General features: G+C 68.5%; 15 protein-coding genes. 5 read left to right on the top strand and 10 right to left on the bottom strand.

Going from position 1 to position 23,445, the window contains the following annotated elements; all coding sequences use genetic code 11:
• Positions 1–23 precede the first annotated feature (23 nt).
• Positions 24–1,358 (bottom strand): MFS transporter, encoded by a 1,335-nt coding sequence (locus tag ABDW31_RS21705; protein ID WP_184720511.1) that lies wholly within the window; start codon positions 1,356–1,358, stop codon positions 24–26.
• A 557-nt stretch (positions 1,359–1,915) separates the two neighbouring features.
• Between ABDW31_RS21705 and ABDW31_RS21700 the strand changes: the two genes are divergently transcribed.
• Positions 1,916–4,210 (top strand): TonB-dependent receptor, encoded by a 2,295-nt coding sequence (locus ABDW31_RS21700; RefSeq protein ID WP_184720513.1) that lies wholly within the window; start codon positions 1,916–1,918, stop codon positions 4,208–4,210.
• Positions 4,211–4,270: 60 nt separating this feature from the next.
• On the opposite strand, the gene ABDW31_RS21695 is transcribed toward ABDW31_RS21700, so the two are convergent.
• The 7 genes from ABDW31_RS21695 to ABDW31_RS21665 all read right to left on the bottom strand — a co-directional run bounded on the left by ABDW31_RS21695 (position 4,271) and on the right by ABDW31_RS21665 (position 13,839).
• On the bottom strand, positions 4,271–4,870 hold the full coding sequence (locus ABDW31_RS21695) for an FMN-binding negative transcriptional regulator (protein WP_184720515.1): 600 nt from the start codon (positions 4,868–4,870) through the stop codon (positions 4,271–4,273).
• Positions 4,871–4,872: 2 nt separating this feature from the next.
• A complete protein-coding gene (locus tag ABDW31_RS21690; RefSeq protein ID WP_184720516.1) occupies positions 4,873–6,408 on the bottom strand; it encodes an amidase in 1,536 nt (511 codons plus the stop codon).
• 14 nt (positions 6,409–6,422) lie between these two features.
• Positions 6,423–8,384, bottom strand: coding sequence for a S9 family peptidase (locus ABDW31_RS21685; RefSeq protein WP_184720519.1), 1,962 nt, complete (start codon positions 8,382–8,384; stop codon positions 6,423–6,425).
• A 71-nt stretch (positions 8,385–8,455) separates the two neighbouring features.
• Positions 8,456–10,912: a TonB-dependent receptor gene (locus ABDW31_RS21680; RefSeq protein WP_343699548.1), complete on the bottom strand. Its 2,457-nt coding sequence runs from the start codon at positions 10,910–10,912 to the stop codon at positions 8,456–8,458.
• A gap of 107 nt (positions 10,913–11,019) precedes the next feature.
• The gene (locus ABDW31_RS21675) at positions 11,020–12,060 is read right to left on the bottom strand and encodes a FecR domain-containing protein (RefSeq protein ID WP_184720523.1); all 1,041 of its coding nucleotides are present in this window, start codon (positions 12,058–12,060) and stop codon (positions 11,020–11,022) included.
• On the bottom strand, positions 12,053–12,580 hold the full coding sequence (locus ABDW31_RS21670; RefSeq protein WP_184720525.1) for an RNA polymerase sigma factor: 528 nt from the start codon (positions 12,578–12,580) through the stop codon (positions 12,053–12,055). The genes ABDW31_RS21675 and ABDW31_RS21670 overlap by 8 nt, the downstream gene beginning before the upstream one ends.
• Positions 12,581–12,807: 227 nt before the next feature.
• Positions 12,808–13,839 carry an ornithine cyclodeaminase gene (locus tag ABDW31_RS21665; protein WP_184724025.1) on the bottom strand — a complete coding sequence of 344 codons (1,032 nt, stop codon included), beginning with the start codon at positions 13,837–13,839 and terminating at the stop codon, positions 12,808–12,810.
• A gap of 140 nt (positions 13,840–13,979) precedes the next feature.
• On the opposite strand from ABDW31_RS21665, the gene ABDW31_RS21660 reads away from it, so the two are divergent.
• From ABDW31_RS21660 to ABDW31_RS21650, 3 genes are all read left to right on the top strand, one after another.
• Entirely contained in the window at positions 13,980–14,405 is a 426-nt protein-coding gene (locus ABDW31_RS21660) for an Lrp/AsnC family transcriptional regulator (protein ID WP_184720527.1), read from the top strand.
• 149 nt (positions 14,406–14,554) lie between these two features.
• Positions 14,555–16,783 carry a glycoside hydrolase family 88 protein gene (locus ABDW31_RS21655; RefSeq protein WP_343699547.1) on the top strand — a complete coding sequence of 743 codons (2,229 nt, stop codon included), beginning with the start codon at positions 14,555–14,557 and terminating at the stop codon, positions 16,781–16,783.
• 2 nt (positions 16,784–16,785) lie between these two features.
• Complete coding sequence (locus ABDW31_RS21650; RefSeq protein ID WP_184720529.1) at positions 16,786–18,141, top strand: glycosyl hydrolase family 28 protein; 1,356 nt, start codon at positions 16,786–16,788, stop codon at positions 18,139–18,141.
• Between the two features lie 7 nt (positions 18,142–18,148).
• On the opposite strand, the gene ABDW31_RS21645 is transcribed toward ABDW31_RS21650, so the two are convergent.
• Complete coding sequence (locus ABDW31_RS21645; RefSeq protein ID WP_221444704.1) at positions 18,149–19,522, bottom strand: oligogalacturonate lyase family protein; 1,374 nt, start codon at positions 19,520–19,522, stop codon at positions 18,149–18,151.
• 104 nt (positions 19,523–19,626) lie between these two features.
• Between ABDW31_RS21645 and ABDW31_RS21640 the strand changes: the two genes are divergently transcribed.
• Positions 19,627–21,072: a pectate lyase gene (locus ABDW31_RS21640; protein ID WP_184720531.1), complete on the top strand. Its 1,446-nt coding sequence runs from the start codon at positions 19,627–19,629 to the stop codon at positions 21,070–21,072.
• Positions 21,073–21,185: 113 nt separating this feature from the next.
• On the opposite strand, the gene ABDW31_RS21635 is transcribed toward ABDW31_RS21640, so the two are convergent.
• Complete coding sequence (locus ABDW31_RS21635; RefSeq protein ID WP_343699546.1) at positions 21,186–23,444, bottom strand: hypothetical protein; 2,259 nt, start codon at positions 23,442–23,444, stop codon at positions 21,186–21,188.
• Position 23,445: the final 1 nt, after the last annotated feature.

The raw sequence follows: 23,445 nt of genomic DNA, 5'->3' as shown, positions 1-23,445 counted from the left end.
CCGGGCATACGCGGAACGCGCCCTCAGGCGGGGTCGATGTTGGGGGTGACGGGAGTGAGGGCCTGGCGCAGCGGCTTCAGGCCCAGGGCGAAGGCGATCGCGCCGGCGATCACGCCGATCACGCCGACGATGGCCATGGCCTCGCCGATCTTGCCGGGGTCGCGCAGGACGTGGTCGCTGATCAGGGCCACGGCCAGCGGCACCACGGCCGCGCCGATCACGCCCTGCATCAGGATGTAGAAGGCCGAGACCTGGCCGCGCAGGCGGTTGGGCGAGATCAACGTCGCCACCGTCGCCTGGTGGCCTACCGAGGCGCAAACCAGGAAGACGCTGACGGCCAGGGCCAGCAGGCTCAGGGCGGCGGTGGGCGCCAGGGTGATCAGCGCCGCGAACGGCAGCAGCAGCACGGCGCAGACCAGGCCGGTCTGGAACGGCGCGGCGGTCTTGCCCTGGGCGTAGCGCCGGTCAGTCACGGCCGCCCCGACCACCTGGCCAAGGCACGCCGGCCCCAGGAAGATGAAGCCCAGGGCCAGGCCGATCTCCTTGGGCGACAGGTGATAGTGCCGCCCCAGGAAGGCCGGTCCCCAGGCCAGGAAGGCCGCGAACGGCACATTGGTCATGCCGTAGCCGAAGACATAGGCGGCCACGACCGCCCAGCGGCGCTTCATGAAGGCCCAGAAGGTCTCGCCCCCCTTCTTGGCTGGCCGGGCGTCGGCCTGCGCGCCCTCGCCCTGACGACGCGGCGGCTCGCGCACGGCCAGCATCAGCAGGGCCACCAGCAGGCCCGGCAGGCCCACGGCGATGAAGATGAAGCGCCAGGGCGCCAGCGCGCCCAGGATTGGCAGGGTGATCGTCGCCTGGCTGTTGGCGAAGCTGATCAGGAAGCCGCCGATCAGATAGGCCAGGCCCGACCCCAGCGAGACGCCCATCGTATAGATGGCGATGGCGCGGCCGCGCGACTTGGGCGGGAAGTAATCAGCGATCATGGAATAGGCGCCGGGCGACAGGGCCGCCTCGCCCACCCCGACGCCCATGCGGGCCAGGAACAGGTGGCCGAAGTCCTTGGCCAGCCCCGAAAACGCGGTGACCAGGCTCCACAGCGCGATGCCGGCGGCGATCACGCCCTTGCGCGAAGTGCGGTCAACCAGCCAGCCCAGCGGCAGGCCCATGGTCGCGTAGAACATCGAGAAGGCCAGGCCGTTGACCAGGGCGATCTGCGTGTCGCTGAGGCCCAGGTCAGCCTTGATCGGCCCGACCAGCATCGACAGGATGATCCGGTCGACGAACGAGAAGACATAGGCCAGCAGCAGAATCGCCAGGGCAAAATAGGCCAGCCGGCGCTGCGGCCATGCTGTCACGACTCTCTCTGACGTCTCTTCCACGCTTGAACTCCCCGTCGGCGCGGACAACGGCCGGCCGCGCCTGGCGTTCTTAGTTTTTGGTGTGATTGTAATACAAAGAATAGAGCGTGCGCGGAGGCATCGTTCGTCCCGGCGCCGCCTTTTGGAGCGCTCATGACAGCGCCGGCTCAGCAATTGGGCGCCGCGTGAAAAACGGTTGACCCAGATCAATGCGTCTTCCGAAAGCGCCGCCCCGTAAGGCCCAACAGCGAGACCGGCAATTGATGTGGATCAATGACAAGGATCGACGTTGCGGCGCCCACGTGGCGAGCAAGCACGCCCCTCAAGCGCTCACGCTTTCGGCGTAACGCGGGAATTTCATCGCCCGGCCGATCCCGGCCGCGTTGTCGGTTTGTCAGACAAAGTCACTTTGTATGACAGTAAACTTGTCTGACAACGACCGGGCCGACGCGCCAATCTGGCCGACCAACGGAGCTGTCGTCGCGGCCCGCTTATGCGGGCGCTTTCGCAGAGACGTCCGCACGCCAAACGGCGGCGGCAAGGGGATGAAGATCATGTCGTATGCTTTCGGGGCCCACCGCCCCGCCCAACGCTCCCGGACCCTTCGCCAAGGCCTGATGCTGGCCACGGCCGGCCTGGCCTCGCTGGTCGCCGCCCAGGCCCACGCCCAGGCCGCCGCCGACAGCGACGTCGTGACCGAGATCGTGGTTTCGGCCACCCGTCGCGGCGACGTGTCGGTGCAGAACACCCCGCTGGCCATCACCGCCTTCTCGGGCGCGACGCTGGAGAAGCAGGGCATCGCGACCCTGCAGGACCTCTCCAAGGTCGACCCGTCGCTGACCATCCAGAGCTACGGCGCCTCGCAGACCAAGGTGATCATCCGCGGCATCCAGTCGAACGTCGGCGCCACCTCGGGCATCTATCTGGACGAGACCCCGCTGGTCGGCGCCATGGGCGGCAACATCCTGGGCGACGGCAAGCCGGGCCTGCGCCTCTATGACCTGGACCACGTCGAAGTGCTGAAGGGTCCGCAAGGCACCCTGTTCGGCGCCAGCTCGATGAGCGGCACCCTGCGCGTCATCACCACCAAGCCCGACCTCAACGACTTCGGCGGCCGCATCTCGGTCGGCGCCGCCGCGCTGAAGGGCGGCAACAACTATTATGACGGCAACGCTTCGCTGAACGTGCCGATCATCGAGGACAAGCTGGCCCTGCGGGTCACCGGCTGGTCGGAAAGCGGCGGCGGCTTCGTCGACCAGACGGTCAACGGCGTGCTTCACAAGAACAACAACGACGCCCACGTGAAGGGCGGCCGCGCGATCCTGCTGTTCCAGCCGACCGATCGCCTGACCATCACCGCCACGGCGACCCACCAGGAAATCGACGTCGACGGCACCCAGGCCTGGCACACCGCCACCGGCCCGTACAACAACCCCTCCCCGACCATCGAATTCTACCGGGACAACTACAACCTCTACAACGTGGTGGGCGAGTACGACCTGGGCTTCGGCACGGTCACGGCATCCAGCTCGTACACCAACCAGCGCGTGGTGAACCCCAAGGACAGCACGCCCACGGCCCAGGGCTTCGGCCTGACCGGCTCGACCCTGTTCGTGCCGACCGCGGTGTTCCAGGACTGGGTGTCGGAACTGCGCTTCTCGTCGAAGTGGGACAGCCCGTTCCAGATCGTGGCGGGCGGCTATTACGAGAACAGCCAGTCGGTCTACCAGACCAACTCGGTGGTCGCGAACAGCACCGGCGGGGCGCTCTGCTACACCTTCAGCGAATGCGTGGCCAAGGGCCTGCACAAGCCGGGTCGCGGCAACAGCCTTTATGAGTTCGGCACCAACACCAAGCGCAGCGTCGGCCAGTACGCCGTCTACGCCCAGGCCGACTACACCATCAGCGACAGCCTGACCGCCACGGTCGGCCTGCGCTACTTCAAGGCCGACATCCACGACATCATCACCAACCTGCAGACGGTGTTCCCGGACTTCATCTTCGGCCGCGTCACCACCCCATCGGTCACCGGCGACAGCCGCGGCAGCAACGACAAGCCCAGCTTCAACTTCGCCCTGATGTGGAAGGCCACCCCGGACGTCAGCGTCTACGCGCGCGCCGCCTCGGGCTTCCGCATCGGCGGCGTCAACACCGCCACCTCGCTGGCGCAACAGGCCGGCGTCGTCTTCCCGGGCACCTACAATCCCGACAGCCTGTGGAACTACGAGCTGGGCGTGAAGAGCTACTGGCTGGACCGCAAGCTGTTCATCGACGCCGCCGCCTATCGCATCGACTGGAGCGGCCAGCAGCTGTCGGCCCAGGCGCCTGGCGCCTTCGCCTATACGATCAACGCCGGCAAGACCGAGGTGAACGGCGTCGAGATCAACTCGACCTTCAAGCCCATGCCGGGTCTCAGCCTCAGCGGCAGCGTCAACTATGTCGACGCCAAGCTGGCCGATGACCTGCCCGCCGACGTGATCGCGGCCGGCACCTTCGGCTACACCGGCGACCGCGTGCCGCTGACGCCGAAGTGGGCCATGACCTTCTCGGCCGAGTATGAGGCCGACCTGACCGCCGACGTCCGGGGCTACGCCCAGGCCGGGATCAACTACCGTGGCGGCTCGACGACCTCGTTCAACAACCGCAACACCTACAACACCAAGCTGCCGGCCTTCTACATGATCAACGCCAAGCTGGGCGTGCGGAAGGACGCCTGGGATCTCAGCCTGTTCGGCGAGAACCTGACCGACAAGGCCGCCTATCTGGGCGTGGTCGAGTCGCTGGACGGCATCCGCGTGTTCTCGCCGCGCCCGCGCACCGTCGGCGTGCGGATCAGCAGCTCGTTCTAAGGGAAACTGCCCGTCGCCAAGGGGCTCTGGATCAAGACGTCCAGAGCCCTGCGGCCTCGCTCACCGCCGCGCGTCGAACCGGCGCATCCAGGTGACCAGATCCGCGTCGGGATGACGCTCGACGATCGAGGCGAACGTCTCGGCGCGCTCGTCCTGACCCAGCTTGAAGACACCGCGCAGGGTCAGCACCCGGGCGCGGAAGCCAATGATCGCCCCCGACAGCTGAGCGTAGCGGGGGCCCAACTCTTCGGCCGACCATGGATCGTCGCGGCCAGCCTCGACCAGTACCGCCAGGGCGTCGATCGCCGGGCGAGTATGGTCGTCGTCCAGCGTGACCTCGGCCTCGATCCGCAACGAGGCGAAGTTCCAGGTCGGGGCCCAGTCGCGCCGGCCGGCCTGGCTGGGCGAGACATAGGCTTGCGGACCGCAGAACAGGAACCGCGCGCGTCCGGCCTGGCGCATGGCCGCGCACAGCGGGTTGCGCCGCGCCAGATGTCCGATCAGGCCGGTCAGCGCGCCATCCGCATCATACTCGCCTATCATCGGCAGCAGGGTCGGCTCATCGACGCCCTCCCCGCCGACGCTGACCCAGGCCAGCGGATAGGCGGCGATCAGGTCGCGGACATCCTCAGGCCGGAAGGTCTCGAACGGCGAACTCACCCTCAGGCCTTGCCCAGCGCCGGCGGACGACGCGCGGCGATCCACGGCGAGGCCTTCTCGTAGGCGTGACCCAGCTTCAGCACCGCCAGATCGGCGTGGTTGGGGCCGATGATCTGCAGGCCGATCGGCAGGCCGTGCGCGCCGCCGAAGCCGGCGGGCGCGGCCAGGGTCGGCAAGCCGGCCATGGTCGGCGGCAGGGTCACCTCCATCCAGCGGTGATAGCTGTCCATCTCGACACCGGCGACCTGCTTGGGCCAGTGGGTGGCGTTCTCGAACGGGAAGACCTGGGCGGTCGGCAGCACCAGGAAGTCGAAGCGCTCGAAGGCCGTGCGGAAGGCCTGGTAGATGCGCGTACGGCCGGCCGACGCCACGGCTAGTTGCGGCGCGGTCAGTTTCATGCCGCCCTCCACCTCCCAGATCGCCTCGGGCTTCATCAGGGCGCGCTTGGCCGGGTCATCGTAGAAGGCCTGCAGGTCCGAACCGACCGACCAGTGGCGCAGGGTCACGGCCGTGCGCCACATCTCGGCGGCGGGTTCGGACAGGCTGGCGGCCTCGACCGTCATGCCCAGCGCCCTGAAGCCCTCCAGCGCCTTGACGCAGGTGTCGAGGATCCCCGCCTCCATCGGCAGGGCCCCGTTCAGGTCGCCCAGCCAGCCGATCCGCTTGCCCTTCCAGTCCTGGTCCAGCGCGCCGGCGAAGATGGCCGGATCGTCGGGCAGCGAGAACGGCGAGCGCGGATCCTGGCCGGCCTGCACCGACAGCAGCAGCGCCAGGTCCTCGACACTGCGGGCCATAGGCCCCGAGGTGGCGAAGTTCTGCCAGAACATGTCGCTGTTGGGGACCGACGGCACACGGCCGAACGACGGCCGGAAGCCGAAGACGTTGTTCCAGCCGGCCGGATTGCGCAGCGAGCCGCCGAAGTCGCTGCCGTCGGCCAGGGGCGCCATGCGCAGGGCAAGAGCCACCGCGCCGCCGCCGGTGCTGCCGCCGGCCGAACGGCCCGGGTCATAGGCGTTGCCGGTGACCCCGAAAAGCGGGTTGAAGCTGTGCGAGCCCAGGGCGAATTCCGGGACGTTGGACTTGCCGACGAAGATCATGCCGGCCTTGCGCATCCGCTCGACCACCAGGCTGTCGGCGGCCGGGATGTTGTCGCGCAGCAACGGCGAGCCCTGGGTGCTGCGGATGCCCTTGACCGGCGCGGTGTCCTTGACCGCGTGCGGCAGGCCATGCAGCGGACCGTGGAACCGGCCGGAGGCCGCGTCCTCGTCCATCGCCGCCGCCTGCTTCAGCAGGACGTCGCTGTCGACACGCGAGACGATGGCGTTGAAGCGCGGGTTCAGGCGGTCGATCTGGGCCAGGTGGGCGCTCATGGCCTCACGCGAAGAAAGATCGCGGCGGCGGATGGCGGCGACCATCTCGCGGGCGCTCATCTCGACGATCCCGGACGCGCCCTTGGCCTTGGTCTGGGCTTGGGCGAAGGCCGGCGCGGCCAGGGCGGCGCTTGCGGTCGCCAGCAGGGTTCGACGGCTCAGGTCCATGGTCTTGTTCCTCGTCACAGGTGCGCGTCGAACCAGGCCAGCACCCGTTCCTGGATGTCGGTCTGGTGGGCGGGTTCGTAGAGCCAGTGCGGCTCGCGCGGATAGCTGACCATGGTGGCGTCCTTCCCCAGCAGGCGCAGGCCCCGGTAGAAGGACAGCCCCAGGCCGACCGGCACCCGGCGGTCCAGCTCGCCGTGCAGCACCAGCACCGGAACCTTGACCCGGTCGATGGACCGCACCGGCGAGGACGCATCCATCCGCGCCAGATTCTCGGGGAAGCGGCCGAAATAGCCGGCCACGAAGTCGGGCGTGTCGGTGGTCAGCAACATGGACGGGATGTCGACCGGGGCCGCGCCGACGATGGCGGTGCGGAAGCGGTCGCTGTGGGTCGCTGCCCAGGCCGACAGAAAGCCGCCATAGCTCCAGCCGCCGATGCCGACCCGAGCCGGATCGGTGATCTTCTGGGCCACCAGCATGTCCAGGCCGTCCAGCACGTCCTGGAAGTCGTTGCCGCCCCAGTCGTTGATCGGGCCGCGCGTGAAGCCGATGTCGCGGCCTTCCGAGCCGCGCGGATTGGGCAACAGCACCGCATAGCCATGGGTGGCCAGCATCTGAGCCCAGTCGTGCCAGCTGCCCAGCCAGCCCGACCACCACAGGCCTTCGGGGCCGCCGTGACCCTGGATCACCGTCTTGATCGGCGTACCGGCGACATAGCCCGGCGGAGTCACCAGGGTCCCGTAGACCGTCTGGCCGTCCTTGCTGCTCGTCCAGCTGACCTCGTTCACCGAGGCCAGGGTCCATTGGCGCACCTGCGGATTGAGGTCGGTCAGGGGCTCGGCCTTGGCCTGGCCCATCGTCCACAGCCAGATGTCGTCGGGCCGGGTCGGGGTGTCGGCCGCCAGCGCCACGCGCTTGCCCTCGACGCTGAAGCCGCTCAGCCGGCCGTCGAACGCCAGCACGGTCGAGATGCGCCCGTCCTTGGCGTCGATACGCACCAGCTTGGTGCGGGTGTTCTCGAACGATTGCGCCAGCAGCGAGCGGCCGTCCGGCGCCCAGTCCAGGCGACGGATGTGGCCTGGATGGTCCTCGCCGATCCGCAGACGCTTGTCGCTGTCGACATCGATGATCCAGGCGCGCAGGCCGATGTACTGCTCGCGCAGCTGGATGAAGGCCAGGCGCTTGCCGTCAGGCGACCACTCGCCGGGGCCAGAGGCCTCCTCGAACACGATCCGCGCCGCGCCGGTGGCGGCGTCGATGACCACCACGTCCGAGTGGTAGAAATAGTCGTTCAGGCCGGTGGTGTCGGCGACCCGTGCGGCCAGCCGCTTGCCGTCCGGCGACCACCGCACGTCGGCGATGTTGCGGCCCTCGATGGCGATGCGGCGGGGCTGCCCGCCGGCCGCGTCGAGCAGCCAGAGACGGCCCAGATCAACCTTGTCGTCGATGACCGTCTGGTCGCGCTTGGCGGCGATATCGGCCTTCTGCTGGTCGGTCTTGGGGTCGGCGGCGACATAGGCGAAGGCCTTGCCATCGTTCGTCCGCGAGAAGCCGCGCACCTCCGTGACCGAGGCCGTCACCCGGCGGGCCGGGGCGCCGTCGACCGGGGCGATCCACAGCTGCCGCGCCGCGAGGCCGGCCGTGGGGGTTTGGTTGGACAGGAAGGCGATCTCTCGCCCGTCCGGCGACCAGCGCGGGCCGCTCTCGATCTGCGTGCCGCTGGTGAGGCGTCGGGGCTGGGCGCTGCGATCGACCGGCGCGATCCAGATCGCCGAGCGCGACGGCCGCTGGGTCGACAGCGTGGGGGTGACGACATAGGCCACCCACTTGCCGTCGGGCGACATCTGCGGGTCCGACGCGTCGGTCAGGCCCATAATGTCCTGCGGCCGGATCGGCTGGGCCGCCGCCGCAGCGACAGGCGGGCCGCCGAGCAAGGCCACGGCGGCCAGCATCACTGCAAATCGAAGTCCGCCGGCCATGCCGCCAACCTCATGTTCGATGGGGGAAGGTTCGGCGCGCGACCTGCAGGACCGCGCGCCGAGGGGATTGGCTAGCGCAGCTTCCAGTTCACCGTCACGCCCACGGTGCGCGGGCGGATGACGAACTCGTTCAGGCCCGTGCCGTTGGTCGACAGGCCGTAGCCGAACGCCACGGCCCGCTTGTTGGCGATGTTGGTCGCGAACAGGGCCACGTCGACGGTCTCGAGGCTGAAGTTCAGACGGGCGTCGAACTGGTTATAGCCGGCGACCTTGACGTCCGGGCCTTGCAGGGTCTCGGGGGCCTCATCCAGATAGCGGTGCGAGACGGTCAGGACCGGGCTCAGCGGCGCATCGAAGCGATAGGTCGCCGAGTTCGAGATCTGCCAGGGCGAGGCGCCGGGCAGTCGCGTGCCTTCCAGCAGCGGCGGCGAGGCGGTGCGCACCGTCTCGGTCAGCTTGGCGTCCAGATAGGTGATGTTGGACATCAGGGTCAGGTTGTTGGTCGGACGCCCCACCACCGCCAGTTCGACGCCGCGGATGCGCGCCGAGCCGGCATTGGTCCCGTAGGTGAAGTTGTCGCCGGGACGGACCAGGCGCACCTGGATGTCGCTCCAGTCGATGTTGTAGATCGACGCATCGACCTCCAGACGGCCGTTCAGCCAGCTCGAGTGTGCGCCCAGCTCGTAGTTCCACAGCGAGTCAGAGGCCCAGGCCGCGGGGGTGTCGAAGCCGGGCAGATCCACGACGGTGTTGGGATTGCCGAACCGGAAGCCCTTGCTGGCCAGGGCGAAGACCGTCAGGTCGCGGCTGGGCCGCCAGGCCAGCGAGACCTTGGGCACGAAGCCGTCGTCGCCGGCGTTGCGGCGCGGCACCATCTGGCCCGTCAGGCCGTAGTTGATGCCGTAACGCTCGATCTCGACCCAGTACTTGGTATCGAACAGGCGGCCGCCGACCGTTGCGGTCACCTTGGGCAGGAACTCGTAGCTGACCTCGCCGAACAGCGCCTTTTCCGAGCCCTCGCGATGGCTGTAGGTGCGGTTGAAATACTCGCCCTGCAGCTGGACGGCGTTGTAGCGCGAGGCCAGCACGGCCGCGCCGGTCGGCAGGCTGCTGAGCGTGGCGACGTCGGTCTGGGTCTCCGAATACATGCCGCCGATCAGCCACTTGAACGAGCCGTCGCCCTTCGAGGCCAGACGCGCCTCCAAGGTCTTCATGTTGGTGTGCATGTCCTCTTCCGACAGCACACCCTTGGGCGCGAAGGTCCGCAGCGCGCTGGTGCGCGTGACGTCGCTTTTCAGCAGGTGGTCCTTGGTGTTGGTCGAGGCCAGGATCGTCAGGTTGGCGAAGTCGAACTCGTGGTCCAGCCGCAGCGAGTGGATCTCGAAGTCGTAATCGGTCGGCCCCGGCAGGATGGTCGAGCGGGCGAAGGGACCGAACGTGCTGTGCGTCGTGGCGATCTCGTCCGACTTGTTCTTCTGGTACAGGCTCAGCAGCGACAGGGTCGTGCGGTCAGTCGGGGTGAACACCACCGAGCCGCGCACGCCGTTGACCTGCAGGTTGTTGGTCGTGCCCGTGCCCAGGTTCTTGATGTAGCCGGCGTCCTCGCGCGAGAAGCCCGCCACACGCACCGCCAGCCTGTCCTGGATGATCGGCACGTTGACCATGCCCTTCACCGCATAGCTGGCCTTGCCCGAGCGCGCGATCTGCCGGACCGTCGTCTCGGTCGCCGCGTCATAGTCCGACGTGTCGGCGGTGTTGACGATGTAGTTGATCGCGCCGCCCAGCGAGGCCGAGCCGAACAGCGAGCCCTGCGGGCCGCGCAGCACCTCGACGCGGTTCAGGTCGAAGGTGTCGACGTCGGGAATGCCCGAGGCGTAGCTGGGCTCGGTCAGCGGGATTTCGTTGAGGAAGTAGCCCGTGGGCCCCTGCCCCTGGTCGATGCCCGCCGTGGCGCCGACGCCGCGGATGGTCACGGCCGACTGGCCCGAAGTGCCCTCGTTGAACACCACGCCCGGGATGCGGCCCAGATAGTCGGCGTTGCTCTGGGCGCCGGCGGCCTGCAGCTGCTGACCCGTGACGGCCGACGCGCCGCCGGCCAGGTCCTGCAGACGCTCGGCGCGCTTGCCGGCGGTGACGATGACTTCGTCAATGAGGGCGGCCTGGGCCGTGAGATCCCCGGCGGGTTCGGCCTGGGGGCTCGTCGCCTGGCCCTCGGGCACGATGCTCAAGCCCCCGGCCGGCGTGCGCCGCACCGTCAGGCGGCTGCCCGACAGCAGCGCCTTCAGCGCCGCCTCGTCGGTCAGGTGACCGCTGGCGCCGGGCGAAACCCGCCCCCGCACCAGGCTGGGATCATAGACGACGTCCTGGCCGCTCTTCAGTGAATAGGCTCGCAAGGCCGAGGCCAGGTCCTGGCGCCCGATGGCGTAGTCTCGCGACTGGGCCTGAGCCTGGGCCGCCGTCGCGCCGCCCGCCATGGCCAGGGCCGCGCATCCCGCCAGCAGCATACCCCGAAGGTCGATGGTCTTCATTATCCGCCCCCATTGAACTCAAGCGTTCAGTGACAGGGATGCAGCGCGAGGGATTCACCCCCATCGCCCTTCGAACTTTTTGTGACGAAATGAACGCGGTTCAAAAACTAGCGGTGCGTCAGGACGATCTGGCCGTCGCCCGCATGGGCCTCGACGGGGAACGCGGTGGCAATCGCCTCGGCGAAGGCCTGCGGGCGATCAGTGTGGAAGACGCCGCTGACAGGCAGGGTCGACAGGTCCGCATCGCCCAGCACCAGGCGCGGGCCGCCATAGCGGTTGAACTCGGCCACGGCCTCGCCCAGCGGGGTGGATTCCAGGATCACCCGCTCGGTCCGCCAGGCCTGGACATGGGCCAGGTCTACGGCGACGACAGCCGGGGCCGCGGCGGGGATGAGGCGGACCTCATCGCCGGGCGACAGGATCACCGAGGGCGCGACGGGGCCGGCCAGCAGCTTGGATTTTCCACCGGCGGCGGTCGCGGGCAAGCGCTGGCTGGTCGTGTCACGGAAGATCGCCACCTTGCCCTCTTCCAGGGTCACGGTCGCGCGCTGGCCCTCGCGGCGGACGTCGAACGCCGTGCCCAGCGCCCTGACCTCGTCCTGGCCGACAAAGACGCGGAAAGGCCGCTGGGCGTCCTTGGCGACCTGGAACCAGGCCTGGCCGTGGTCCAGGAACAGACGCCGCTCGTCCTTGTCGAAGCGCACCCGCAGTTGCGAGCGGGTGTTCAGCATCACGGTCGAACCATCGGCCAGGCGCAGACGGCGTTGCTCGCCCGGCTCGGTGCGATAGGTCTTGCTGGCCAGCAGGCCGGCGCCGATCACCCCGGTCACGGCCGCCGCGGCGGCCAGTCCGCCGCCCAGCAGCAGTCGGCGATCGATCCGCCGGGCCGGCGTCTTGCCCGAGCCCATCAGGATCGCGCGGGCCTCGGGGTTATCGGCCAGATCGCCGACCGCGTTGAAGATGCCGGCATGGGCGTCGAACGCCGCGCCGTTGGCCTTGTCCGCCGCCAGCCAGGTCTGCAGCTGCTGGTCGTCGTCGCGCGTGCGCTGGTCGGAGCCCTGGCGCGTCACCCAATCGGCCGCCGCCTCGGGGCCCTTGCCCCCGGGCGACCGGGGTCCGCCGGCAAAAATCCAGTTACGCTTACGCATCCTGATCCATCCGCACCCGGATATGCCCGAGCGCCTTGCTCACCTGCTTTTCGATGGTGCCCACAGAGACCCCGAACCGCGTCGCCAGTTGAGTGTAGGTCAGACCGTCCATTCGGTTGAGCAGAAAAACTTCCTTGGTGCGCGAGGGCAGCTCTTCCAGGATCTTGGAGAGCCGTACCAGGGCTTCGCGCCCTTCGAAGATGCGGGCCGGCGAGTGCTCGCTGCCGACCAGTTCGACGGTGTCGATGTGCACGTGGCGATCCTCGCGCCGCGTCCGGGCCCGGCGGCCGCGCTCCAGGAAGACGTTCGAGGCGACCGTGAACAGATAGGCCTCGGGACTGACCAGCTCGCCCGGATCCACCCGGCTGATGCGGACGAAGGTCTCCTGCGCGCCGTCCTCAGCCGCGGATTGGTCCAAGCCCTTGCGCCGGAAGTAGCGGACGATCGTGTCGCGATGGCGGGTGACCAGGTCCGACAGGCGCGCGTGACGATCGTCTCCCCCCCGCATATCCATCTTCATCGGCGTTTCGCCATCCCCGACATGAACCTGACCGGACGCATCGCTCCCAGCGTGCGTCACAGCAGTCCGGCTTCGTCGTCACCGACGCGCGCCCGCTGCCCGGCTGATCCCTATTATTCTGTTCTGTTCGTCCAGTTCTCAGGCAACCTCGTCCGGCTGGCAACCGCAGTTTCCGGTTTCCCGGGCGCCTCCTGCCCGCCCTTTGCGCACAGGAGGCTCCGGAAGGCCTAGACGGCGATGGGTGTTTGCGCCGTCTCGCGCGCGGTCAGCAGGCCGAACAGGTCGCGCGGATCCCCCGGCGAGGCCAGCAGGTTCAGGCGCACGCCCTCGCCCGCCTCGGTCATCCGATCGCGCAGATAGCGCAGCGCCGAGAAATCCTCGATCGCGAAGCCCACCGAGTCGAAGATGGTGATCTGGTCCGCGCCGCGCCGGCCGGGCGCCTTGCCCGTCACCACCTGCCACAGCTCGGTGACCGGGAAGTCCGGCTCCAGCTGCTGGATCTCGCCCTCGATGCGGGTCTGCGGCGCGAACTCAACGAACACCTCGCCCCGGCGCAGAATGTCGGCGGCCAGCTCGGTCTTGCCCGGGCAATCGCCGCCCACCGCGTTCAGGTGCACGCCGGCCCCGACCATGTTGTCGGACAGGATGTGGTTCTGGGCTTTGTCGGCGGTGACGGTGGTGACGATGTCGGCGCCCATCACCGCCTCGGCGGCCGACTGCGCCACGGTGATCTCGAAGCCCCGGTCGCGCATGTTGACCAGGAACTTGCGCGTCGCGGCCGGGTCCACGTCGTAGACCCGCAGCCGGCGCACGCCCAGCACGGCGCGGAAGGCATGGGCCTGGAACTCGGACTGCGCGCCCAGGCCGATGATCGCCATGGTGCTGGCGTCGTCGCGCGCCAGGTGACGCGCCACCATCGCCGAGGTCGCCGCCGTGCGCAGCGCCGTGGTGATGGTCATCTCGGCGATCAGCTCCGGATAGCCGGTGCGGACCGAGGCCAGGACGCCGAACCCGACGACCGTCTGCAGACCCTGGGCGACGTTGCAGGGATGGCCATTGACGTACTTGAAGGCGAAGGCCTGGCCGTCGCTGGTCGGCATCAGCTCGATCACCCCGTCAGGCGAGTGGCTGGCCAGCCGGGGCGACTTCTCGAACGACTCCCAGCGCCGATAGTCGTCCTCGATATAGCTCGCCATCTCGGTCAGCACGGTCTCCAGGCCGATCCGATCGACCAGGTTCACGACGGCGTCGACATCCATCAAAAGCACGGGGTAGCCCTCCGGTTTAAAGCCTGGGCGACACCCTAACTGCGCGTCGATACCGAACGGGATGCTCAATTAGCCTGGCAAAGCGCCAGACTTTTTGTCACTTTTGATGTTGTGACCACGAGTTTTGCAAAATGCACATCTTCGACGACCTTGATCGCCGGCTGATCGGCGCCCTGCGCGAGGACGGCCGTGCGCCTCTGTCGAAACTGGCCCTGCTGCTAGGAGTCTCGCGCCAGACGGTCGAGAGCCGCCTGACCCGTCTGCTCGACAGCGGCGCGGTCCTGGGCTTCACGATCCGGGTGCGCCAGGACGCTGAGGACGACGCGGTGCGGGCGATCATGATGATCGAGGTGGTGGGCAAGTCGACCACCGCCGTCATCCGCAGCCTGCGGGGCCTGCCCGAGCTGCAGTCGCTGCACTCGACCAACGGCGCCTGGGACCTGGTGGCCGAGATCCGCGCCGCCAGCCTGCAGGACTTCGACCGCATCCTGCGCCACGTGCGCGAGACGCCCGGCGTGCAGAACAGCGAGACCAGCCTGCTGCTGAGCAGCGTCTGAGGCGACGCCAGCCCGTCCGCGACCTTCCCAGGATTTTCAGTCTGTGGAATAGGTATCCACATAGTGAAAATGACACCGGTTACACCGGCGTCCCGTGGAGGATTTCGCCCCTGTCTCGAGCAACCTCCAGCCGTCCGTTCATCGCCCTGTTGCTGGCCAGCGCCGCGCTCGCGACCGCCGCGCCGGCCCTGGCCGCGCCCGCCGCCAAGCCGATCGCCGCGGAGCGGCAGATCCCCGCCGCCGACGCCGTGCTGGCGACCCTGGTCCGCGCCAACGCCGCGCAGATGGCGGCCATGCGCGCCGAGCCAATCCCGGTAACCACCGGCGGGGCCGTGCGCGAGATGTCGTCCAACTGGGTCTCGGCCACCTACTATGTCGGCGCCGCCCGCCTGGCCCGGGTGACCCAGGACCAGGACACCCTGAAGTTCCTGACCGACGCGGCCGAGCACTACAACTACGCCCTGCGCGGCGCCCGGTCCGGCAAGACCATGCTGAACGCCGACGAGATGGCGATCGGCGCGCTCTATCAGGAGCTCTACGCCCGCCGCGGCCAGGAAGGGACGCTGATGCCGCTGCGCCAGCGCCTGGACTGGTCACTGCCGCATCTGGCCCGCCTGCCGATCCCCGAACATCTGGTCTGGTGGTGGAGCGACTCGCTGTTCATGGCCCCGCCGGTGCTGGCGCGGATGAGCGCGCTGGACGGCGACCGCAAGTATCTCGACGCCATGGACAAGCAGTGGTGGCGCACCTTCGCCCGCCTCTATGATCCGGACGAGAGCCTCTACTACCGCGACGAACGCTTCATCGAGCGCCGGGACGAGAAGGGCCGCAAGCTCTTCTGGTCGCGCGGCAACGGCTGGGTGATGGGCGGCATGGCCCGCGTGCTGGAATCGATGCCGGCCGACTACATCCAGCGCCCGCGCTACCTGATGGTCTATCAGGCCATGGCCAAGCGGGTCGCGGGCCTGCAGCGCGCCGACGGCCTGTGGGCGTCCAGCCTGATGCAGCCGGAAAAGTTCCCGGAGCCCGAAACCTCGGGCTCGGCCTTCTTCGTCTACGCCCTGGCCTGGGGGATCAATCACGGCGTTCTGGACCGCGCGACCTATCTGCCGGCGGTGCTGAAGGGCTGGAAAGGCCTTGAGGCCCAGGTGCTGCCTGACGGCATGATCGGCGCGGTGCAGAAGACCGGCGACCAGCCCGTGCCCACCACCGCCACGGACATCGGCCCGTACGGCACCGGCGCCTTCCTGCTGGCGGGGCTGGAGGTCATGAACCTGGCCAAGCCGACGACCGCCCTGCCCCTGGCCGAACCGCCGCGCGATGCGCCGGCCTTCATCGCCGCCACGACCCCGACCCCGGCCCTGCCCCGCACCGTGCGCGGTCCCGAGGAAGAGACCCGCCACGCCACCGAGATGAAGGCCGTGGCCGCGCTGGCCTATGACCCGCTGATCGAGGGCCCGGGCCTGGCCCCGGCCCAGGTCCCGCCCGCCGCGCCGGGCCAGCCGACGCCGCCGAAGATGATCTTCCGCATGACCCCGCCGCCCGCCGGCCAGGACCAGCCGCGCGCCACGGTCCGCTACGCCCCCGAGCGCTACGACGACATCCTGTGGGAGAACGACCGCACGGCCCACCGCATCTACGGCCCGGCCCTGGAGCAGTACGAGCCGCCCTCGACCTCGGGCATCGACGCCTGGGGCAAGAGCGTGCGCTACCCGTTCATGACCCGCCAGCTGCGCACCGGCGACCAGCACGCCTATCACGGCGAGGGCATCGACTATTACAACGTCAAGACCTGGCGCGGCGCGGGCGGACTGGGCGTCTGGGACGGCGGCAAGCTGTGGGTGTCGCGCAACTGGAAGGACTACAAGATCCTGAAGGACGGCCCCGACGTGGCGTCGTTCAAGGTCGACTACGCGCCCTGGAAAGTCGGCGGCTCTGAAACAAAGAAGGGCCGCCAGGTCTGGGAAAGCCGGACCTTCGCCCTGCCCATGGGCACCAACTTCACGCGGATGGTCTCGACCTTCGGCTCCAACGCCAAGGGCCCGATCACCGTGGCCATCGGCATCACCAAGAAGCCGACCGCCGACCGGCCGGGCGACTTCCAGGCCGACAAGACCAAGGGCGCCTTCACGTTCTGGGACGTCACCGATCCCGACAAGGGCACCATGGGCCTGGCCCTGCTGGTCGATCCGCGCCAGATCGTCGACGTGGTCGAGACCGACAGCGACTGGCTGGTGCTGGTCAAGGTCATGCCCGGCAAGCCGTTCGTCTACTACATGGGCGCGGCCTGGGACAAAGGGCTGGACTTCCACTCCCGCGCCGAGTGGGAAGCGTATGTCCAGGCCCAGACGCCCGACTTCAATCCGGCGAGGCAGTAGCCATGGACCGTCGCGCGCTCTTCCAGCTCGGCCTCGTCGCCGTCTCTGCGCCGAGCCTTGCTCTGGCGGCCGGCAAGGCGATCTTCGTCACCGGCGCGGTCGGCGACGGCAAGACGCTGAACACCAAGGCCATCCAGGCCGCCATCGACGAAGCGGCCAAGACCGGCGCGACCGTCGCGCTGAAGCCCGGCGTCTATCTGACCGGCGCGCTGTTCCTGAAATCCGGCGTCACCCTGCGGCTGGACAAGGGCGTGACCCTGCGGGGCTCACAAAACCTGGCCGACTATCCCGAACTGCCCACCCGCGTGGCCGGCATCGAGCTGACCTGGCCGGCGGCCCTGATCAATGTCTACCGGCAGAAGAACGTCCGCATCGTCGGCGACGGGACGATCGACGGCGACGGCAAGGTGTTCTGGGACAGCTACTGGGCGCTGCGCCGAAAGTACGATCCCAAGGGCCTGCGCTGGGCCGCCGACTACGACTGCAAGCGCCCCCGCCTGATCCAGGTGTTCGACAGCGAGCAGGTCGAGCTGGCTGGGCCGCGCCTGCGCCGCGCCGGCTTCTGGACGGTGCATGTCTGCTATTCGCACGACGTCCACATCGCCGACATCGAGATCCGCAACAACGAGGGCGGCCGCGGCCCCTCGACCGACGGCGTCGACATCGACTCCTCGCACGACGTGCTGGTCGAACGGATCGACGTGACCTGCAACGACGACGCCCTGTGCCTGAAGGCCGGCCGCGACGCCGACGGCCTGCGCGTGGCGCGGCCGACCTACAATGTCGTCATCCGCGACTGCGTTGTCCGCGACGCCTCGGCCGGGATCACATTCGGCAGCGAGACCTCGGGCGGCTTCCACGACATCAAGGTTTCGGGCCTGAAGGTCCATCATCCCACGCCCGTGGGCATCCTGTTCAAGTCGGCCCACACGCGCGGCGGCGCGGTCTCGAACATCGACATCGCCGACCTGCGTCTGCAGGACGTCTTCACGGTGTTTCGGGTGAACCTGAACTGGAACCCGACCTACAGCTACGCCGAGATCCCGGCCGGCATGACCGACGTGCCGCCCTACTGGAAGGTGATGACCCAGCCCGTGCCGCCGGAGAAGGGCCGCTGCCGCCTTAGCGACGTGCGCGTGAAGGACATCAAGGCCATCGGCGCCAAGACCGCCTTCGAGGTCGCCGCCTTCCCCGACCTGCCGCTGGAGCGCTTCAGCTTCGACAACCTGGATCTGGACAGCCAGACCGGCGGCCGCATCGCCAACGCCCGCGACTGGCGCTTCACCCGCACCAAGGTCGACACCCTGGACGGCAAGCCGCCCGAGGTGACGGCCTCCTCGGGCGTGACAGGCCTCTAGGCCGGTCTCAGGCCTTGGCCACCTCGACCGCATAGACGTGGTTGGCGCCGTGCATGTTGGACGTGAACACGATCCACTTCTGGTCCGGCGTGAAGGTCAGGTTGGGCTCAAGCCGGTAGTCATGGGTCGACATGTCGACCAGCTTCTCGCTGGCCATCTTGTCCACGGTGATCAGGTCATCGGTGTAGTATTGGGTGGCGGCGTCGCGGATGGTTTCGGGCCGGAAGGCGTAGATCCATTTGCCGTCCTTGGCGTGGGCGACCATGTCCTCGTCGCCGCCGTCGCCGGCGAACAGCAGGCCGTCCGGCGCGACGTTGTAGTGCACCGACCACTCGTTCTGCTCGACGCGGCGATACAGCTTCTTGCCCGTGGCCAGCTCGTGGCCGGCGATCCAGAACACCTGGCCGCGCGGGGTCTGCAGGTCGTACCAGATCCATTTGCCATCGGCTGAGAAGAACTCGTGGCCGGCGATCTCGAAGTTCATGGTCCGGGTGTGGATCTTGGTCAGGCCCGTGCCGTCGGCCCGCACCGTCCAGATGCGGTCGACCCGGTGCCAGGGGCCCTCGTGGCAGAACATCACCAGAGACGGATCGGTCGGCGAGAACTGGATGTGGCCCAGCCAGCGCACCGACTTGTGGACCACGGTCCGCGCGCCGGTCTTGAGGTCGATGACGAAGATCTCGGCCGGCACGTCGGTCTCGAAGCGCTCGGTCATCCGCACGCCCTTGGCCTTGGCGAAGGACAGGGGTTTGCCGTCGGGACCGTTGGCCGCGTACTCGGCCTGGCCGAAGCGCTTGCGGTCGTCCTCGGTCTGCGGCTGCAGCGGCTTGGCGCCGTAGGACACCGAGCCGGCCAGCAGCGTGCCGTCGGCATTGATCGAGTTGATCGCCCCGGCCGGGATCTGCGCGATCTTGCGGGCCTTTCGGGTGTCGATATCGATGGCCCAGATGGTCTTGGGCCGGTCGGCGGCCAGGCCCTCGCTCCCATCCGCCATCTTGGGCGCGGTGACCGAATAGAGCACGTCGCGCGAATGGCGGGTGGTGAACAGCAGGTCCACGCCCGGCCCCTTGACCAGCAGGCCGGTCTTGAAGGTCTTCAGATCGCAAAGCCAGATGCCGGCGGCGCTCTTGAACACCAGCTTGTCGCCCTGCGGGGTGTAGCCGTTCTGGTGGAAATAGAGGCTCTGCGTACCGGGCTCGGGCGACAGCCGCACGATGCGGTGGCCGGTCTTGGGATCGACCCAGTCGCGCGGCGGCTCGGCGCCCTTCCCCACCACCGCTTGCCCTGAAGCCAGGGCCGGCGCGGTCATCGCCGTCGCCAAGGCCAGGGCGCCGCCGCCCAGGAACTGGCGTCGATGGGTCGAGGTCGTCGGGTTTCGCATGGAACGCATTCTACGATATGGGACCGGTACCCACATATTTTAACGGCGGGCGCGAATCTGCAACTCTGCGCCGCAACAGCCGTCAGCGCTGGGCGAGGAAACCGATGAAGACGTGGCCCCAAACCCTGGTGCTCGCCGGACTGCTGGCCGGCCTTTCCGGCTCGGCCCTAGCTCAGCCCCAGACCCAGACCCTGGCCTTTCCCGGGGCGGAGGGCTTCGGTCGGTTCGCCAAGGGCGGTCGCGGCGGCAAGGTCATCAAGGTCACCAACCTCAACGACGCCGGCCCCGGCTCGCTGCGCGCGGCGGTCGAGGCCGAGGGACCGCGCATCGTGGTCTTCGAGGTCGGCGGCGTGATCCGCCTGAAGAGCGACCTGACGATCGCCAACGACTACATCACCATCGCCGGTCAGACCGCGCCGGGCTACGGGATCACCCTGCGCGACGGCCAGTTCCTGATCGACGCCAACCACGTGATCGTACGCTACCTGCGCTCGCGGGTCGGCGACGAGGTCGGCAAGGAGCACGACTCCCTCTCGATCGGCGGCGGCTCGGACATCATCCTCGACCACATCTCGTCGGGCTGGTCGATCGACGAGAGCCTGTCGGTCACCCAGAAGGTCACGCCCCAGGTCAAGCACCTGACCAATGTCACCGTGCAGTGGTCGCTGATCGCCGAGAGCCTGAACCACTCGATCCACGAGAAGGGCGACCACGGCTATGGCAGCCTGCTGCAGGGCTCGTATGGGGCCCGTTACAGCTTCCACCACAATCTGTGGGCCCATCACGAGGCGCGGATGCCGCGCATCGGCAACTACGCCAAGGCCGCCGACGACCCCGAGGGCGTCACCTTGGATTTCCGCAACAACGTCTTCTACAACTGGGGTCCCGGGGCGACGACGGACTTCTACAACTGGGAGCCGGGCTTCAGCCAAGGCTGGGCCATGGACCCGTTCTATGGCCGCCCGGACAACGCCTCGCGCTTCGCCGCCGGCGAGGACCTGAACACCAACTCGACCACCCACTCCAACTTCGTGGCCAACTACTACATCCAGGGCGCCAATACGGGCGGCCCGCTGGCCCTCTATATCCGCAACAAGAGCGGCCTGACCCACTTCGCCGGCAACTGGATGGACGATCAGCTGGTCGCCGATCAGAAGAGCCTGGTCCTGGCCTCGCCGGCCGCCCCGGGCGAGCACGTCGTCGACCAGCCCTTCGCGTTCGGCGACGTCGCCACCCAGACCGCGCCCGACGCCTACAAGGCCGTGCTGGCCAAGTCCGGCGCCTCGCGCCAGCGCGACCCGATCGACGCCCGCGTGGTTCAGAGCGTGATCGACCGCAAGGGCAAGATCATCAACAGCCAGAAGGACGTCGGCGGCTGGTTCACGACCGCCTCGACCGCCGCGCCCAAGGACAGCGACGGCGACGGCATGCCCGACGCCTGGGAGAAGGCCCACGGCCTGAACCCGAAGGATCCCGCCGACGCCGTCCAGGATCGCGAAGGCGACGGGTTCACCAACATCGAAGAGTACGTGAACGGCCTGGTTGGGTGAGCATCAGCTGTCATCCCGGACAAGCGCGGAGCGCGCCGATCCGGGACCGCAGGAAGCGCCGCTTTCCGCGGTCCCGGCTCTCCGCTGCGCTGCGGCCGGGATGACAGGTCAGCCTAAGGCAGCGGCTTGAAGCCCTCGGCCTTCACCACCCACCGGCCGTCCTTGGGGAAGCCCGGGGTCGGACCGGTCGAGCCGTCCCAGCCGCCGGCCATCATCGCTACGGCCGCCAACAGCGAGCCGTTCGACGGGAAGTAGGTCTCGGCCGCGCGGGTATAGCCCGGACCGTCGGGACCGACCGTCTGCCCCGCCCCCGCCGTCGGGACGAAGGCCTCGGCGTGCGCATCCAGATGGACGCGGGGCGTCATGCCGCTGACCCCGAACTTGTTGTTCTTGGCGTCATAGAACAGCCAATCGATCGCCTTGTCCGGCTCGCCCAGGCGCGCGGCGGTCATGGCCGCCATCGGATAGTCCCAGCCCCAGGTCTGGCGCAGGTCCCAGTCGCTCTCCACCGCCCGCAGGGTGCGCCGCATGGTCTCCGGATCGACGCCCTTCCCGGCGATCAGGCCATAGGCCATCAGGAACGACGGGTGGTCGCGGTTTACGCACTGCGACTCGATGGCGTTCTTGGAGCAGGCCGGGCTGCGCGCGTTGTCCCAGAAGTCCGGCGCGGACTCGGCCGGCAGGTAGAGGCCGTCCTTGACCGCCAGGGGAGCCAGACCCCGGATCACCGCGTCCCACTCGGGCTTGCGGGGCTGGCCGGCGCGGACCCGCCACTGCTGCGCCGTCTCCAGACCCCAGCGGTAATAGGCCAGCTCGAAGGCTGGATTGACCGTGGTCAGGGGGTCGTAGTTCTCCTGCACCGGGATGATCGGCGGGCCCAGCACGAAGCGGCCTTTGTCGTCCTTGTGCGGGAAGCTGGCCAGCAGCTCGGCGGTCTCCGAGACCAAGCGGCCGTACTTGGCCAGGGTCGCCTTGGTCGGCTTGTCGCGCCAAACCAGCTCGGACATCCAGATCGGGTGCGGCTGCTGCCACATGATGAAGGGCGAGACCTTCGACGGGCTGTCGACGCCGTCGGGGCCGACCATCTTCGGCCACCAGGCGCCCCTCAGGCCATGGCTGGCGGCGCGGGCCTGGGCGTCCTTCAGATGGCCGACATACCAGGGCAGGCTGCGCTCCAGCTGCTGCGGCCGGTTCCACAGCGCGAACTGGCCGGCGTGCCAGGCGTGCATCTCGAGGTGGAACTTCCCGTTCCAGCTGTTGGAGAACAGCCCCTCCTCCTGCGGCGGGACCTCGCCCGCGCCGTTCAGGGCCATCAGATATTGCGACAACACCACCCGGCGCTCCAGCTCGGCGGCGCGCGGATCGGTGCTGCCCGAGAAGTCGACGGCTGCGCCTTGCGTCCAATAGGATTTCCAGTGCGCCCGGGCAGCCTGGTCGGCGACCGCCACGCTGGGCAACGCCTTGGGCAGGGCCTGGCGTGCGAAGGCCACCTCCAGCCCCAGCGTCCGCCCCTTGGCCTTGGGCGCGACGATGTAGCCGTGCGGCCCGGCGGCGGTGAAGTCGACGGCGCGGTCGGCCTGCAGGGCGGCGAAGTATCGGGTGGCGTCCAGCTGGCGCGCAACGTCGAGGCGGCTTGGCCCCTCCCCCGTCAGCTTGGTCGTGTGCAGCTCCGGATGGGTCCAGTCGGACGGGTTGGGGTTCAGGGTCTTGGAAACGCCCGGGAATTTCACCGACAGCTTCAGCCGTCCCTGTTCGACCAGGGCGGAGTCCACGTCGACCACGATCATGTCCAGGGTCGGGTGGACGCGGGTGCGGACGACCACCGCCTCGCCATCATAGGTGAAGCGACTGGTCAGCACGCCGCTCCACAGGTCCAGGGTCTGCTCGGTCTGCGTCAGGTCCTCGAACTGCGCGGGCTTGCCGGCCTTGTCGCGCAGCTCCAGGGCCACGCGGCCCAGCGAGAAGCGGTGCGGGTTCTCGCGCAGATAGGCCAGGGCCGGACGGGTCTGGGCCTCGTTCCAGTCCTTCATGTAGGCGTAGGGCTGCTTGGTCCCGCGCACGTCGATCGGCGTGGTCCCGTCGGCATAGGTGTAGTTGTTCGGATTGGGAAAGGCGTGCCAGGCCCACTGGGCCTCGGTCAGCAGCGGCGCCAGCTTGGAATAGGCCTCGGGGAAGGTCTGCAGGCCGGTGATGTCGGCGGTGAAGCCGATCTGGCCGTTGCCGACCATCAGCGGGGCGGACGGATCCACCTTGGTCAGGCGCACGTCATGCCGGCTGACCAGGGCGTGGCGGTCGATGGTCTGGGCCTGAGCGCTCAAACTCACGAGCATCGCGCCGAACGGGATGAGGCTGGCCAGCAGCGCACGTCGCATC

Origin of the sequence: Caulobacter sp. (assembly GCF_039596335.1) — a bacterium.
Lineage (GTDB): Bacteria > Pseudomonadota > Alphaproteobacteria > Caulobacterales > Caulobacteraceae > Caulobacter.
Note: the sequence above shows the minus strand (reverse complement) of the source record. Positions and strands in the feature narration are given on the sequence as shown.

Bases quoted from the DNA above. Each gene is read 5' to 3' on its own strand.
- ABDW31_RS21635 (WP_343699546.1), bottom strand. From the start codon at position 23,444: ATGCGACGTGCGCTGCTGGCCAGCCTCATCCCGTTCGGCGCGATGCTC.
- ABDW31_RS21670 (WP_184720525.1), bottom strand. From the start codon at position 12,580: ATGAAGATGGATATGCGGGGGGGAGACGATCGTCACGCGCGCCTGTCG.
- ABDW31_RS21650 (WP_184720529.1), top strand. From the start codon at position 16,786: ATGGACCGTCGCGCGCTCTTCCAGCTCGGCCTCGTCGCCGTCTCTGCG.
- ABDW31_RS21680 (WP_343699548.1), bottom strand. From the start codon at position 10,912: ATGAAGACCATCGACCTTCGGGGTATGCTGCTGGCGGGATGCGCGGCC.
- ABDW31_RS21700 (WP_184720513.1), top strand. From the start codon at position 1,916: ATGTCGTATGCTTTCGGGGCCCACCGCCCCGCCCAACGCTCCCGGACC.
- ABDW31_RS21640 (WP_184720531.1), top strand. From the start codon at position 19,627: ATGAAGACGTGGCCCCAAACCCTGGTGCTCGCCGGACTGCTGGCCGGC.
- ABDW31_RS21690 (WP_184720516.1), bottom strand. From the start codon at position 6,408: ATGGACCTGAGCCGTCGAACCCTGCTGGCGACCGCAAGCGCCGCCCTG.
- ABDW31_RS21675 (WP_184720523.1), bottom strand. From the start codon at position 12,060: ATGCGTAAGCGTAACTGGATTTTTGCCGGCGGACCCCGGTCGCCCGGG.
- ABDW31_RS21645 (WP_221444704.1), bottom strand. From the start codon at position 19,522: ATGCGAAACCCGACGACCTCGACCCATCGACGCCAGTTCCTGGGCGGC.
- ABDW31_RS21660 (WP_184720527.1), top strand. From the start codon at position 13,980: ATGCACATCTTCGACGACCTTGATCGCCGGCTGATCGGCGCCCTGCGC.
- ABDW31_RS21665 (WP_184724025.1), bottom strand. From the start codon at position 13,839: ATGGATGTCGACGCCGTCGTGAACCTGGTCGATCGGATCGGCCTGGAG.
- ABDW31_RS21685 (WP_184720519.1), bottom strand. From the start codon at position 8,384: ATGGCCGGCGGACTTCGATTTGCAGTGATGCTGGCCGCCGTGGCCTTG.